This window comes from Caulobacter sp. BP25 (genome assembly GCF_002737755.1).
Lineage (GTDB): Bacteria > Pseudomonadota > Alphaproteobacteria > Caulobacterales > Caulobacteraceae > Caulobacter.
Genome location: NZ_PEGH01000020.1, coordinates 285,505 through 299,597, shown reverse-complemented (window position 1 = coordinate 299,597; position 14,093 = coordinate 285,505). Strand labels below are relative to the sequence as shown.

Sequence of the window (14,093 nt, the reverse complement as noted above, 5' to 3'; positions counted from 1 at the left end):
CGCGGGAGACCCTGCCGCCAACGCGGGGCGGCGTCATTCCGATGCTTGCGGCGCCTCGGCTAGCCTACCAGCCCACGGCCCGACGACGCGGAGCGCCGCGCATGAAGTCCGAAGGCGGCTCCGCCTCGGACAGGATCGCGTCGCGGATGGCGCGCGGTTCGCCGAACAGATTGCCCTGGCCATAGCCGATGTCGAGATCGAGGATCTCGGCGACCTGCTTCTCGGCCTCGACCTTCTCGACGATGACCTCGATGCCGTAGCGGCGGGTCAGTGAGGCGAAGTCGGCGGCGTTCAGGTCGGGCAGGGAGGCGATGACCAGCTTGCCGTCCTGCTCTTCCAGCTCGTTCATCATCATCAGGGCGGCGACCTTCAGGTAGCGCACGTCGGCGCGCGCCAGGTCCTGGAAGTCGATGTCCAGGTCCACGACCTTATCGAGGCTGAAGCTGAAGCCCAGGCTGGCCAGGCGAGCCATGTGGCGAGCCTCGACCGGGCCGCGGCGCTCGAAGGCGTCCTGACCCAGCTCGAAGATCACCGCGCCGGCCAGGTCCTTGTTCTCCTGCATGAACTCCAGGAACTGCGGGAAGAAGGCCTCGTCGCCCAGGCTGGCCAGCGAGATATTGCAGAAGATGCCGACCTTGCGGTCCTGCTTGGCCAGGCGCCGGACAATCTGCACGCAGCGGAACAGCAGCAGGTTGTCGATATTGGCCATCAGGCCTTCGGGCTCGGCGACGGCCAGGAACTCGGCCGGCATCATCACGCGGCCGCTTTCGTCGCGCAGGCGCGAGAAGCTCTCGTAATAGACCGTGCGGCGCTGGGGCAGGCTGACGATCGGCTGCAGGTAGAGGTCGACGCGGTTGTCGGCCAGGGCCTCTTGCACCATGCGCAGCAGGCGGTCGCCCTGCGGCGCGCGATCGGACAGCGGACCGCGCGAGGCGGCGGAGGCCGGCTGGCTCATCTGGCTAAGCTGGCGCTCCAGCCGGTCGTTCATCTTGTGGACGATGTCCTCGAGGTGACTGACCTCATTGGACAGGGCCTCGGTGCGACGCTGGGCGTCGGCGGCGACGACCTCCATCAGGTCGGTGACGCGGGCGTCCACCTTCTCGACCTGATCCAGCAGGATAGAGTGAGCCTCGCGGACGGTGTCGATGTCCATGCGCAGGGCCGCGCCCAGGAAGGTCTGGGCCAGGAGGCCGTGGAACGCAAAGCACAGGCCCAGCATGCCGATGAAGGCCGAGACGCCGACAGCCGGGGTCGCGCCCATCCTCCAGAGGAAGAGGGAGACGATCAAGGCCAGACAAAGATAGGCCCCCGTCAGGAGCGCCAGCATCAGCTTACGCATCATTTCGCCTACACGAATCAATACGAACCATCAGACCGGTCCGGGCGCCGAGAGTCGAATAGATTAACGCCCCTGCGCCAAACGGTCCCAAGGAGATTTAGCGGTCACTATACGCCATCTCTGGCGAGATCGCTGAATCGACATCCGCGCGCTTGGCTGATAATCGTTCGCATTCTTGTCGGAGCCATTATGTCCGAAGCGTTCGTCCTGTCGTCCGAATTCAAGCCCGCCGTCGTCGACGAGGCGGGCGTGCGCCCCCTGGCCGTGGCCGGGCCGGGAGATCGGGGCGTGATCGTCAAGGTCACCGGCGTCTCTGGGGCCGCCGAAGCCGTGGCCGCCGAGGAGCTCGAGCGGCGCCTTCTGGAAATGGGCTTTGTCGAGGGCGCGACGATCGAGGTGCTGCACCAGGGCCTATTTGGCCGCGACCCCATCGCCGTGCGGGTGGACGACACCCGGGTGGCGCTGCGCCGGCGGGAGGCCGGTGCGGTTTCTGTGAAGTTCCACGGACTCTAAGACCTTGACCCCTGACATCGGCGTCGCCGCCACCGCCACCGACACGCCCCGCAAGTCCGCGCCGCTGGAGCCAGCCCGCGTCGCCCTGGTCGGCAACCCCAATTCCGGCAAGACCGCCCTGTTCAACGCCCTGACCGGCAGCCGCCAGAAGGTCGCCAACTACGCTGGCGTCACGGTCGAGCGGAAAGAAGGGGTGCTGACCGCGCCCAGCGGCCGTCCGATGCGCGTGCTCGACCTGCCGGGCACCTATTCCTTGCGCGCTCGCAGCCCCGACGAGGCGGTGACCCGCGACGCGGTGCTGGGCCGGCTGGCCGGCGAGGCCGCGCCCGAGGCGCTGATCTGCGTCGCCGACGCCACCAACCTGCGGCTGGTGCTGCGGCTGGTGCTGGAGCTGAAGCAGGTGGGGCGGCCGTTCGTGCTGGCCCTCAACATGTTCGACATCGCCCAGCGCCAGGGCCTGCGCATCGACCTCGAACGCCTGTCACAGGAACTGGGCGCGCCGATCGTCACCACCGTGGCCACCCGCAAGCGCGGCCTGCCCGAGCTGCTGGAAAAGGTCGAGGCCATCGTCGCAACGCGTCGTCCGGAGGCCGAGAACGTCTGGCGCGAGCCGACCGCCACCGAGATCCGCGCCGCCCACGCCGAGGCCCAGCGCATCTTCAAGGCCTGCGTGAAGCCGCCCGAGCGGCCCGACACCGTGACCGGCAAGATCGACGGCGTGCTGCTGCACCCGGTGGCGGGTCTGGTGATCCTGCTGACCCTGCTGTTTGTGATGTTCCAGGCCGTGTTCACCTGGGCTACGCCCGCCATGGACGGCATCGACGCGGGCTTCGCGGCGCTCATTGAGTTCACCAACGCCCACCTGCCGCACGGCCTTCTGACCAGCTTCGTCGCCGATGGCCTGATCGCGGGCGTCGGCAGCGTGCTGGTGTTCCTGCCGCAGATCCTGATCCTGTTCTTCTTCATCCTGATGCTGGAAGACAGCGGCTACATGGCGCGCGCGGCATTCCTGATGGATCGCATCATGGGCGGCGCGGGCCTGCACGGGCGGGCCTTTATCCCGCTGCTGTCCAGCTTCGCCTGCGCCATTCCCGGCATCATGTCGACGCGGGTCATCGACAACCGCGAGGACCGGCTGACCACGATCCTGGTCGCTCCGCTGATGACCTGTTCGGCCCGGATTCCGGTCTACACCCTGATCATTGGGGCCTTTATTCCCCAGCAGACCGTGGCCGGCTTCCTGTCGCTGCAGGGCCTTGTGATGTTCGGCCTCTACGCCAGCGGCATCGTCAGCGCGCTGCTGGTCTCGTTCGTGATCCGGCGCCTCTTCTGGCGCGGCGCGGTCGAGCCCTTCATGATGGAGCTGCCGACCTATCGCTGGCCCGAGCCGCGCAACGTCTTGATGAACCTGTGGACGCGCGCTCGCATCTTCATGGCCCGCGCTGGTCGCATCATCCTGCCGCTGATGGTGCTGGTCTGGGTGCTGTCGACCTTCCCCTATCCGCCGGAGGGCGCGACGGGTCCGGCCATCGACTACAGCATCGCCGGCCGCCTGGGGCAGTTCCTGGCCCCGCTAATGGCGCCGATCGGCTTCAACTGGCAGATGACCGTGGCTCTGATCCCGGGCATGGCCGCCCGCGAGGTCGCCGTGGCCGTGCTGGGCACCGTCTATGCGGTGAGCGGCGAGGACGGCGAGACGGGCGCGCTGTCGACCCTGCTAAAGAACCAGTGGTCCCTGGCCAGCGCCCTGTCGTTCCTGGCTTGGTACGTCTTTGCGCCGCAGTGCCTGCCCACCCTGGGCGTGGTCAAGCGCGAGACCAACAGCTGGGTTTGGCCGACGGTGATGTTCTTCTACATGGTCGGCCTGGCCTATCTGGCCGCCTTCGTGACCTACCGCGTCGCCGTGGCGCTGGGGGCGGGGTAGGAGACAGGTCGTCTCTCACCTTTCTCTTCCGTCTTTCCCGCCCCACGGGACCGGCTTCGCCGGCCCGAGGGCAAGCCGAGTAGCGGGAACCCCTGGTTCAGCTGACACGTGAGACGCAAGCGGACTGCTCGGCAGTCCGCCCCTCCCGCCCTTGCGGCGGATAGAGGTGTTCCCGCCACAGGGGGGAAATGACGGGAAGATTTTGAATGCGGCGCTAAGGCGTTATTCGCCCCTCACAATAGCCCCCGCAGCCAGGCGAACACGTCGTCGGGCCGCTCGATCGCCGACAGGCCCTCGCGGCGCGCGGGTTCGCCCAGCGTCCGCAGGCGGCCGGGCGTCATGCCGAACCGGGCGCGGAAGGCGCGGCTGAAGTGGGCGTCGGAGCGGAAGCCGAGGCGATAGCCGATCTCGGCCACGGTGTGCTGCTCGCCTCCATCGCTCAGGATGTCGTCGAAGGCCTGATCCAGGCGCCGGGCCTGGATGAAGGCGCTGACCCCGCCGATTGGCTCGAACACCCTGTAGAGCAGGCTGCGCGAGACGCCGAGGTGACGCCGCACCGTCTCGGGCGACAGGTCGGGCCCGGCCAGGTTCTGCACGACGAACCGCTGGGCGGTGGCCAGAAGCATCTTTTCCACGGGACGGATGTCATCGCCGGCCGGCGCGGCGTGGGCCAGGATCGCGGCGCTGACCAGCACCGCTGCCGCCTTGCCCGCCAAGGCCATGTCGGTCGCCGACATCGCTCCCGCTCCGGCCCAGATCGCCCGCAGGTGCGAGCCCAGCAGGCGGCCGCTGGGGCTGTCCTCGCTGGCCACGCATCCGTGAAAGTCCAGTTCGGCGGCTTGGGGCTCCAGGGCGGCGCGCGACAAGATCAGGTGCATGGTCTCGTAGGCCTGGGTGACCATGTCGAAGGGGCGTGACATGTCGATCAGGCGGATCGCGCCCATCTCGCTGCTGGCCGACCGGCCGTCATAGTCGCCCCGCCAGCCGTCGGACTTGAGCTCCAGGACGGCCATGATCGAGTCCGACGCGTCAGCGGCGATGTGCGAGAGCTTGCGATGGAAGCGCTGGGGCACGCCAGAGCAGCGCGCCAGGACCACGCCGGCGAGGTTGTAGCCCTCCATCCGATTGTAGAAAGCCTCGTCCGGGGCCAGCAGGGTGACGTCGAACAGGTGGGCGCAGGCCTGGCGGTACTGCTCGGCCGCGTCAGCGCGCTCGCGGGCGTCCAGAATCCAGAGATCGCTCCGCGCGGACCCACTCATTTCGCGCTAAGCGGGAAACGATTGCAAAGCGCTGCGCGAAGGGACGGCAAGGCAAGAGAACGTGGATCGCGGGTCAATGACAACCTGACTTTGGCGCGCCAGAACAAGCGCACTTTCGTGGCGCGCCGGTGGGGGAAATTGGCGAGCTGCGGAACTGGTCGCCGGTCCCCCCGCCAGGGCTCGGGCGACCTGGCTGACGGGACCCCATCCCGTTGGCTTCGGGGGAGCGGAACGGTCTTGAATCTTGGATTCGCGACGGTTCCGCTCTTCTTTCAGCGCTACCGGGTCGGAACCGGAACCTCGCCGCGGTAGTCGTAGAAGCCGCGCCCGGTCTTCTTGCCCAGCCAGCCAGCCTCGACATACTTCACCAGCAGCGGGCAGGGGCGGTACTTGCTGTCGGCTAGGCCCTCGTGCAGAACGTTCATGATGCTCAGCACAGTGTCCAGGCCGATGAAGTCGCCCAGTTCCAGGGGGCCCATCGGATGGTTGGCGCCTAGCTTCATCGCCGTGTCTATGGCGTCGACCGTGCCGACCCCTTCGTACAGCGTGTAGATCGCCTCGTTGATCATCGGCACCAGCACGCGGTTGACGATGAAGGCGGGGAAGTCCTCGGCGTTGCTGGTGATCTTGCCCAGCGACTTGGCGAAGTTCACGGCGGTCTCATAGGTCGGGACGTCCGTGGCGATGCCGCGGATGATCTCCACCAGCTTCATCAACGGCACCGGATTCATGAAGTGCAGGCCAATGAAGCGCTCGGGACGATCGGTCGCCGAGGCCAGGCGGGTGATCGAGATCGACGAGGTGTTCGAGGCCAGCAGCGTATCGGGCTTCAGGTGCGGCTGCAGGCTGCGGAAGATCGACTTCTTGACCTCCTCGTTCTCGGTGGCCGCCTCGATGGCCAGGTCCGTCGCGCCGACGGCCTCCAGCCCTTCGGCGGGCGAGATGCGGGCCAGGGCCGCCTTCATCGCGGCGTCGTCGATGATGCCCCGGCCAACCTGGCGGGCCATGTTCTTCTCGATGATGGCGATGCCGGCGTCGATCCGCTCGCGCGAAACGTCGTGCAGCTTCACGCCGTAACCGGCCAGGGCGACGACATGCGCGATGCCGGCCCCCATCTGGCCAGCGCCGATCACGCCGACCGTCTTGATCTCACTCATGAACGCAAGCCTTCGCTCGATCTCGCGCCGGGCTTCCGCGCCCACGCTCTTCGACTATGCCGACTTTTCTAGCACGAGAAACCACGACGCCGCCAAGGCTTTGCTGCGTCGCAACCGAGGGGCGGCTATTCGCCTCGATCGCCGCTAGGTGGATAGGCGTGTTGGCGGCCGTTCGGATCCTCCACCGCGCCCGGCGAGAGGTAGCTAGGTCCCACCGGCGCCTTGCCGTGGCCGCCGGGGATATCGAGCACGTAGGTGGGCTGGGCCAGGCCCGAGAGGCTCCCGCGCAGGGACCGCATGATCGCCTGCCCTTCCTCGATCGTCGTGCGCAGGTGGGCGGTGCCGGGGGCGAGATCCCCGTGGTGCAGGTAGTAGGGCTTGATCCGCATCTCGACGAAGGCTCGCATCAGGGCCGCCAGGGTCGTCGGATCGTCGTTGACTCCCTTCAGCAGCACGGTCTGGCTGACCATGGCGATCCCGGCGTCGACGAGGCGCGCGCAGGCGGTCCGAGCGGCCGGGGTCAGCTCTCGTGCGTGGTTGGCGTGTAGGGCGACATAGACGGCCTTAGTCGAGCGCTTCAGCGCCGCCACCAGGTCGTCGGTGATCGCGGCGGGATCGACGGCCGGGACACGGGTGTGGAAGCGCACGACCTTGACGTGGTCGATCGCCTCCAGCCGCTCGATCAGCTCGGCCAGGCGCCGAGGCGACAGCACCAGCGGGTCGCCGCCGGTGACGATTACCTCCCAGATCTCCGGTCGGCCGGCGATATAGGCGAAAGCCGCGTCCAGTTGGGCGGGCGTCAGGTTCGACAGCCCCTCGGGCCCGACCATCTCGCGGCGGAAGCAGAACCGGCAATAGACCGCGCAGGTGTGGGTGGGTTTGAGCAGTACGCGGTCGGGATAGCGATGCACGATTCCATCCACAGGGCTGTGGATAGCATCGCCGATCGGGTCGCCGTCCTCGCCGGGGCTGGCGACCAGCTCTTCGGGCCCGGGGACGAACTGGCGGGCGATCGGGTCGTGAGGATCAGCCGTGTCGATCAGCTCGGCGATAGCCGGCGTGATCGCCACCGCATAGCGCGCCGCCACCGCTTCCAGCGCCGACAGGTGCTCGGACGCAATCAGGCCGGCCTCGGCTAGAGACTTGGCGTCGCGAAGGGTCTTGGCGGCGGGGGGCATGAGGCGCGGGGATATGCGGGATTTCCGCCTGGGAGGCAAATCGGCAAGCAAAAAGGCCCGGAGTCGCCTCCGGGCCTTTCGTGATTTTTCCTTCTCCAGCAAGGGGAGAAGGGGAGGGTCCGCGTTACTTCCCGGCCGCGCTCAGGGCGTCCATCAGCTCCGGCACGGCCGACTTGTAGTCGGCGACCAGGCCAAAGTCGGCGACCTGGAAGATCGGCGCGTCGGCGTCCTTGTTGATCGCGACGATCACCTTGGAGTCCTTCATGCCGGCCAGGTGCTGGATCGCGCCCGAGATGCCGATGGCGACATAGAGCTGCGGCGCCACGACCTTGCCCGTCTGACCGACTTGGTAGTCGTTCGGAGCATAGCCAGCGTCGACGGCCGCGCGGCTGGCGCCGACGGCGGCGCCCAGCTTGTCGGCCAGCGGCTCGATCACGCGCTGGAACTCCTCGGCCGAGCCCATGGCGCGACCGCCCGAGACGACGATCTTGGCCGCGGCCAGTTCCGGACGGTCGGACTTGACCATCTCTTCGCTGACGAAGCGGGTCTTGCCAGCATCAGCGCCGCCCACGGTTTCGACCGAGGCGGAGCCGCCTTCCGCCGCCGCCGGGAAGGCGGTCGGGCGGACGGTGATCACCTTCTTGGCGTCGCTGGACTGGATCGTCTCCAGGGCGTTGCCGGCGTAGATCGGACGCACGAAGGTGTCGGCGCTCACGACCTCGACGATCTCGGAGATCGGGGCGACGTCCAGCTTGGCGGCGACGCGCGGCGCGAAGTTCTTGCCGCCCGAGGTGGCCGGAACCAGGATCGCGTCGTAGGCGCCGGCCAGAGCCAGCACCGCGTCGGCCTGGGCTTCGGCGATGCCGTGGCCCAGGGCGTCGGATTCGGCCAGCAGCACCTTGCGGACGCCAGCGATCTTGGCGGCCGCGTCAGCCACGGCCTTGGCGCCCTTGCCCAGGACCAGCACGTCGACGTCGCCCGAGATCTTCAGGGCGGCGGTGACGGTCTTGTGGGTCGCGTCGCGCAGGTGCGCGTTGTCGTTATCGGCGACGACGAGAACACCCATTACAGCACCCCCGCGGTGTTGAGCTTGGACACGAGGTCAGCGGCCGTCTCGACCTTGATGCCAGCCGAGCGCTTGGCGGGCTCGGTGACCTTGATGACCTTCAGGCGCGGCGCGACGTCGACGCCGTAGTCGGCGACCGTCTTGCTCGCGATTTCCTTCTTCTTGGCCTTCATGATGTTGGGCAGAGACGCATAGCGCGGCTCGTTCAGGCGTAGGTCGGCGGTGATCACGGCCGGCAGGTCGACGTCCAGGGTCTGGAGGCCGCCGTCGACTTCACGGGTCACCTTGGCGGTCGAACCTGACACCTCGATGGCCGAGGCGTAGGTGGCTTGCGGCCAGCCCAGCAGGGCCGACAGCATCTGGCCGACGGCGTTGTTGTCGCCGTCGATCGCCTGCTTGCCCATGACGACGAGGTTCGGGTTCTCCTCGGCGACCACGGCGGCCAGCAGCTTGGCCACGGCCAGGGGCTCGAGGTCGGCGTCCGAGGTGATCAGGATCCCGCGATCGCCGCCCATGGCGAGCGCCGTGCGGATCGTCTCCTGGGCTTGGGCGGGGCCGATGCTGACAATGACGACCTCGGTCGCCACGCCTTTTTCCTTGAGACGCACGGCTTCCTCGACCGCGATCTCACAGAAGGGGTTCATGGACATCTTGACGTTGGCGAGGTCGACACCCGTCTGATCCGCCTTGACGCGGGCCTTTACGTTGTAGTCGATCACCCGCTTGACCGGGACTAGGACCTTCATCGGTTTTCACCGCCTCCAGGTTTTGCGTTTTCTCCTGCTTGCCAATCGACTTAGCGCTTGCGCGCCGCAATGCAAGTTTCCCTTGGCGTAAGCGTAATGCGTTATCGCTGTGCGGGTTCAAACGATCGTAGGTCTCTCCGCGCGGGAAGAGATCGCGAGGCGATGCGCGGCTCATTCCCTTAAGGACGGAAAGGCGCTAAGGGGCCGCGCATGAACAAGACCATCACCCGCCTGAAGTATGTCTTCATCGGCCTGTTCCTGCTCAGCAGCGGGGGCGTGCTGGCCTATCATGCGATGTGGGTCTGGCCAAAGGAGCGCTGCGAGGCGCGTGGGGGCGCCTGGGCCGGCAAGTGGCTGAAGTGCGCCACGGTCTATCCGATCGAGACCCTGACCCGCCGTCCCGCGAACGTGCCGCCGATCAATGGCGAGACTGACGCCCCGCCGGCGGCTGCGCAGAGCGCGGTTCAGCCGAAGAAGTAGTCTCCGCCCTAGCGCGTCGCGCCGGGCTTCCACAGCACGTCGGCCTTGCCCTTGTCGTTGGTCCAGCGGGCGGCGACGAACAACAGGTCCGACAGGCGGTTCAGGTACTTTATGGCGGGCGCGCCCACGATCTCGCCCTCCACCGTCATCAGGGCCACGCAGCCGCGCTCGGCGCGCCGGCAGACGGTCCGCGCCACGTGCAGGGCTGCGGCGGCGGGCGATCCGGCTGGCAGCACGAACGAGGTCAGCGGCTCAAGTTCGGCGTTCAGCTGGTCGATCTCGCGCTCCAGCCGCTCGACCTGGCTGTCGAGAATACGCAGCGGTTCCCACTCGGGCTTGCCGTGCTGCTCCGGCGTGGCGAGGTCGGCGCCCAGGTCGAAGAGGTCGTTCTGGATGCGCTCCAGTATGGCGTCGAGCGCCGGATCGCCTGCGGTATGCTGTCGCGCCTGACCAATGGCGGCGTTGGTCTCGTCGACCCCTCCATACGCCTCGACCCGTTGCGAGGCCTTGCTTACCGGCGCTCCGGTCGCCAGGCGTGTCGAGCCGGCGTCGCCGGTGCGGGTATAGATGCGGTTCAGCGTGACCATGCGTCGCGGACTCTCGTTCCCTGAGTGGCGCTATCTAAAGAGCGAGCCTTAAGCGCCCTTACGCCACCAGAAGGCGGCGGCGACCAGGACGATGATGGCGATGAATTGCAGGAGCACCCGCAGCCGCATCAGCTTGTTGGAATAGGAACGCCCGAAGTCGCCTCCACGGAACAGCGCGTAAAGACCCGCGCCCAAGGCGATCAGGACCGCCAGAAGAGCGGCCGGGACCAGGAAATCGAACAGATGGGACATGGCCCTACGATAAGGGCTCGCGAGGCGACGCGCCAGAGCAGCGCTACGCCATGTCAATCCATATTCATTGAGCATGTTCGACGAACTGGTTCGATGGGCAAAATGACGCAGTGACGCCTAGGTAGCGCTCGCATATCTAGGTTGAGCGTGATCACTTACGCATTTCGAGTGAGTTTTCGCGGTTGCCAACGCGCTTCCCTGGCGTTAAGGCCCCCGCGTCTTGTTTAGTAGTCTGCGTTCGTTGAACACGATCAACCTCCCCCATCGAGATCGTTCAACGCTTTCACTGGCCCCAGCGGGGGGTAGGAGACTGCCGCATGGCTCAGAGCGCCCGCTCTGTGGACCCCTCCGCGCTAGAGCGTGAAGAGGCCCTCGCCGAAGTCCGCCAGCTGATCACCGATCTGCGCGACGCCGCGCAGGACGGCCGCCAGTTGGCCCGTCGTTACGCCGACGTTCTTCAGAATGTCGTCGATGAATATTGCACCGAGTTCGAGAAGCGCGCTGAAGCCGCTCTCGCCCGCCTGGAGGCCGCCGCATGAGCTTCGTTTCCGTCAATATCGACCAGGGTGACGAAACCCCGGTGAAGCTGACCCGCCGGGCGCTGGCCAAGCAGCGCACGCGTGAGCGCGTGCTGGCCGCCGCCCGCCGCCTGTTCAGCGAGCGCGGCTACGAGGGCGCGACCATCCGTGATATCGCCCAGGCTGCCGGCATGTCGACTGGCGCGGTCTTCGCCAGCTTCGCCGACAAGTCGGAGTTGTTCGAGGAAATCCTGACCGCCGACTACGAGGTCATCTACGCTCAGATGATCCAGGCCGCCCGCAACGCCAAGACGGTGGACGAGGCGCTGCTGGGTCTGTTCGGCGTCGCCTACAGCTTCCACGTCGAGCAGCTGCCGCTGCTACGCGCCAACATCGCGGTCTCCTGGACCCGGTCGGAAGCGGCCGAGCGCCGCGCTCGCACGGAGCTCAAGCGTGTCTTCCAGTTGATCGACGAGGCGCTACAGCGCGGCGTCGAGCAAAAGCAGCTGAAGAGCGATGTCGACGCCAAGCTGTTGGCGGAGATCATCTGGGATGTGTATCTCGCCAACTATCGTCGGGTCGTTTACGACGGCTGGTCGGTGGAGGCTCTGCTCGAGCATCTCTCGAATCAACTGAAGATCATTCTCGCGGGCGCCGCCGCCTAGAGCGTGGCAGGTGCTCTAAGTGTTTGAGATAGATCCCGTTTATCTGTTTTTGATCTTTCTATCACAAACAGGCAGCCTCTAACGATCGGCGCGACCATTCCCCGGGGGGGGGATGGTGCGTCTTTGAAGTCAATCGTGACGCTGGCGTGTTCGAGGGGGACGTGCGTGGGCGTAAGGAACGAACAGAAGGCCGCGACGCGCGAGAAGGTTCTCGAAGCCGCGCGCGACCTGTTCAATGAGATCGGATACGACGAGACCACCATCCGCGCCATCGCGGAGCGGGCGGGGGTCTCGGTCGGCAGCGTGTTCACGACCTTCGCCTCCAAGGCGGAGGTGCTGAGCCATGTGATGGACCATCGACTGAGCGAACTCTACGCCGAGTTCGATCGGGTGGTTCCGTTCCTGCGGGGGAGCACGGCTGACAAGCTTTGCTCGATCTTCGCCATCCACTATGCGTTCGAGACGCGGCGGGTGAAGCTGTTCCTGGCCCACATCGCCGCCTCGTACAATCCCAGCAACGACCCAGGGGTGAAGCCCTATGGCCGCAATCCGCGCCTGACGCAGATGCTGCTCGACGTTCTGCGGGATGGGGTCAGCAAGGGCGAGGTGCGCGAGGATCTCGACCTGCCGCTGATCGCCGACACCCTGAAGGCCGCCTATGCCTGGAACTACCGGATGGCGGCCACGGCGGGCGGGGTGCTTCCCGCCGCCCAGATGTCGGCGGTGATGGACAAGCAGATCGCGATGATCGCGGAGGGCTGGAAGCCTCGCTGAGGGGGTGTCAGGACACCCGGCTCAGCCGCAGGTCCTGATAGTCGTAGCTGAAGTCCGCCAGCGGCGAGACCGCCTTGACCAAGGCCGAGACCGCGTGTCCGTCCTTGAGGTCGAAGGTAAAGAAGGCGTCCTCCTGTGTGCGGTCGTCGAAGGTGGTCTTGAAGGTCTCGCCGTCGAACGGTTCCAGCTTGCCGCGCAGGGCGGGTGTCTTGTCGAACGAGACCCGCAGAGCCTTGGCCTTTCCCTTGCCGACGAGCGTGATCGTCACCGTGCCGTACCAGGGGTCGCGATAGACGCCCGCATAGGCCTCCAGAGGCAGGCTGGGCTTGGCGCCGGACGAGGGGGCGGTGGCCCTGGCCAGATCCTTCAGCGCCTGGGCGTCGCTCTCGGCCTGGAGCCGCTTGCTGGAAGCGATCCAGTCGTAATCGGCGCGGCCCTGCAGGCGGTCGGCGCCGCCATAGCGCAGCGACCGCAGCACCGGCGTCTCCTCGGCGTTGGTCATGATCATGATCCCCGACTTCCGGCCGGGGAGCAGGGCCGTATAGGAGATGAAGCCGGCCAGGCCTCCGGTGTGCCAAACAATCCGCTCGCCGCGATGATCCTGGACGAACCAGCCTAGGCCATAGGCCTGCATCGAGGGGCGAGCGGGATTGTCGTCCGTCGGTCCTTCCGACCAGCTGGTGATCGTGTGCGGCCGCCACATCTCGCGGGCGGTGGGCTCGCTCCATAAGCGCTTGCCGTTTGGCAGCATTCCCAGGCCCAGCTGCACCTGCATCCAGCGGGCGATGTCCTTGGGCGTCGAATTGGTTCCGCCCGCCGGCGCTGCGGCGTCGAAGCTGGCGTCGAAGGGCAGCGCCGTCTGGGGCCCCAGCCCCCGCGTTGGCGGACCCAGGCGCGCGTGCGGCGAGGCGCGGCGGGACCTGTCGACCAGGGCGGGGCTGGCGACCGTGCTGGTCATGCCCAAGGGATCGAAGATCCGGCTCTTGATCACCGCTTCCCAGGTCTGGCCGGTGACCGCTTCGATCACCGCGCCGGCGACGACATAGAGGACGTTGTCATAGGCGTACCCGCCCCTGAACTGGCCGCCGATCGGCAGGTATTTAAGCCCCGCCACGATCTCGGCCCGGGTGTGGGTGGGCGCGGGCCAGAGCATCAGGTCGCCTGCCCCCAGCGTCAGGCCGCTGCGATGGACCAGCAGGTCGCGGACCGTCATCAGCTTGGTGACGGTCGGATCGCTCATCACGAAATCGGGCAGGTGCTTGGTGACCGGATCGTCCCAGGCCAGGCGACCTTCCTCGATCAGCATGCCCAGTAGGGCGGCGGTCATGGCCTTGGTGTTCGAGGCGATGCCAAAGATCGTGTTCTCGTCGCAGCGGTCCTGGGTTCCCAGCGTCTTGACGCCGTAGCCCTTGGCCAGGGTGGTCTTGCCGCGCTCGACCACGGTGATCCCCAGGCCCGGCTGGTCGGGGAAGGCGGCCATCACCTGCTGGGCGAACTGGTCGACGGCGGCGGCGACGGCCCCGGTTTCCTGCGCGAACGCCCGGCTCCCGAACGCCGCCAGGCCCGTGGTCGCCAGGGCCGAGACGAGGGCGGAGCGGCGGGTCGTGGTCAGCATGGACGCGTCCTTGGAAGGGG

15 protein-coding genes and 1 pseudogene are annotated in these 14,093 nt (G+C 66.9%); 6 read left to right on the top strand and 10 right to left on the bottom strand.

Annotated features, from left to right (window positions below):
- Window positions 1-64: 64 nt before the first annotated feature.
- The gene (locus CSW59_RS20290; RefSeq protein ID WP_099445810.1) at window positions 65-1,339 is read right to left on the bottom strand and encodes an EAL domain-containing protein; all 1,275 of its coding nucleotides are present in this window, start codon (window positions 1,337-1,339) and stop codon (window positions 65-67) included.
- 189 nt (window positions 1,340-1,528) lie between these two features.
- Between CSW59_RS20290 and CSW59_RS20285 the strand changes: the two genes are divergently transcribed.
- Together CSW59_RS20285 and feoB are read left to right on the top strand one after the other, a co-directional pair.
- Entirely contained in the window at window positions 1,529-1,852 is a 324-nt protein-coding gene (locus CSW59_RS20285; RefSeq protein ID WP_099445763.1) for a FeoA family protein, read from the top strand.
- A 4-nt stretch (window positions 1,853-1,856) separates the two neighbouring features.
- Window positions 1,857-3,776 (top strand): ferrous iron transport protein B, encoded by a 1,920-nt coding sequence (feoB, locus tag CSW59_RS20280; protein ID WP_369825801.1) that lies wholly within the window; start codon window positions 1,857-1,859, stop codon window positions 3,774-3,776.
- 86 nt (window positions 3,777-3,862) lie between these two features.
- Here the strand turns inward: feoB and CSW59_RS21565 are convergent.
- The 6 genes and pseudogenes from CSW59_RS21565 to CSW59_RS20250 form a co-directional block, all read right to left on the bottom strand.
- A pseudogene (locus CSW59_RS21565) lies at window positions 3,863-3,959 on the bottom strand (hypothetical protein); the annotation flags it as partial.
- Between the two features lie 50 nt (window positions 3,960-4,009).
- On the bottom strand, window positions 4,010-5,035 hold the full coding sequence (locus CSW59_RS20270; protein ID WP_099445762.1) for a helix-turn-helix domain-containing protein: 1,026 nt from the start codon (window positions 5,033-5,035) through the stop codon (window positions 4,010-4,012).
- A gap of 278 nt (window positions 5,036-5,313) precedes the next feature.
- Complete coding sequence (locus CSW59_RS20265; protein WP_099445761.1) at window positions 5,314-6,192, bottom strand: 3-hydroxybutyryl-CoA dehydrogenase; 879 nt, start codon at window positions 6,190-6,192, stop codon at window positions 5,314-5,316.
- A gap of 125 nt (window positions 6,193-6,317) precedes the next feature.
- A complete protein-coding gene (locus CSW59_RS20260) occupies window positions 6,318-7,370 on the bottom strand; it encodes a lysine-2,3-aminomutase-like protein (protein ID WP_099445760.1) in 1,053 nt (350 codons plus the stop codon).
- Between the two features lie 124 nt (window positions 7,371-7,494).
- On the bottom strand, window positions 7,495-8,436 hold the full coding sequence (locus CSW59_RS20255; RefSeq protein ID WP_099445759.1) for an electron transfer flavoprotein subunit alpha/FixB family protein: 942 nt from the start codon (window positions 8,434-8,436) through the stop codon (window positions 7,495-7,497).
- Window positions 8,436-9,182 (bottom strand): electron transfer flavoprotein subunit beta/FixA family protein, encoded by a 747-nt coding sequence (locus tag CSW59_RS20250; protein WP_099445758.1) that lies wholly within the window; start codon window positions 9,180-9,182, stop codon window positions 8,436-8,438. The genes CSW59_RS20255 and CSW59_RS20250 overlap by 1 nt, the downstream gene beginning before the upstream one ends.
- A 210-nt stretch (window positions 9,183-9,392) precedes the next feature.
- Between CSW59_RS20250 and CSW59_RS20245 the strand changes: the two genes are divergently transcribed.
- On the top strand, window positions 9,393-9,662 hold the full coding sequence (locus CSW59_RS20245) for a hypothetical protein (protein ID WP_099445757.1): 270 nt from the start codon (window positions 9,393-9,395) through the stop codon (window positions 9,660-9,662).
- Window positions 9,663-9,670: 8 nt separating this feature from the next.
- On the opposite strand, the gene CSW59_RS20240 is transcribed toward CSW59_RS20245, so the two are convergent.
- Window positions 9,671-10,249: a cob(I)yrinic acid a,c-diamide adenosyltransferase gene (locus tag CSW59_RS20240; RefSeq protein WP_099445756.1), complete on the bottom strand. Its 579-nt coding sequence runs from the start codon at window positions 10,247-10,249 to the stop codon at window positions 9,671-9,673.
- A gap of 48 nt (window positions 10,250-10,297) precedes the next feature.
- Window positions 10,298-10,501 carry a twin transmembrane helix small protein gene (locus CSW59_RS20235; RefSeq protein WP_082769664.1) on the bottom strand — a complete coding sequence of 68 codons (204 nt, stop codon included), beginning with the start codon at window positions 10,499-10,501 and terminating at the stop codon, window positions 10,298-10,300.
- 317 nt (window positions 10,502-10,818) lie between these two features.
- On the opposite strand from CSW59_RS20235, the gene CSW59_RS20230 reads away from it, so the two are divergent.
- The 3 genes from CSW59_RS20230 (at window position 10,819) to CSW59_RS20220 (ending at window position 12,458) form a co-directional block, all read left to right on the top strand.
- Window positions 10,819-11,040 (top strand): hypothetical protein, encoded by a 222-nt coding sequence (locus tag CSW59_RS20230; protein ID WP_099445755.1) that lies wholly within the window; start codon window positions 10,819-10,821, stop codon window positions 11,038-11,040.
- A complete protein-coding gene (locus tag CSW59_RS20225; protein WP_099445754.1) occupies window positions 11,037-11,684 on the top strand; it encodes a TetR/AcrR family transcriptional regulator in 648 nt (215 codons plus the stop codon). The genes CSW59_RS20230 and CSW59_RS20225 overlap by 4 nt, the downstream gene beginning before the upstream one ends.
- Before the next feature lie 165 nt (window positions 11,685-11,849).
- Entirely contained in the window at window positions 11,850-12,458 is a 609-nt protein-coding gene (locus CSW59_RS20220; RefSeq protein ID WP_099445753.1) for a TetR/AcrR family transcriptional regulator, read from the top strand.
- A gap of 7 nt (window positions 12,459-12,465) precedes the next feature.
- On the opposite strand, the gene CSW59_RS20215 is transcribed toward CSW59_RS20220, so the two are convergent.
- The gene (locus CSW59_RS20215) at window positions 12,466-14,073 is read right to left on the bottom strand and encodes a serine hydrolase (protein ID WP_099445752.1); all 1,608 of its coding nucleotides are present in this window, start codon (window positions 14,071-14,073) and stop codon (window positions 12,466-12,468) included.
- Window positions 14,074-14,093: the final 20 nt, after the last annotated feature.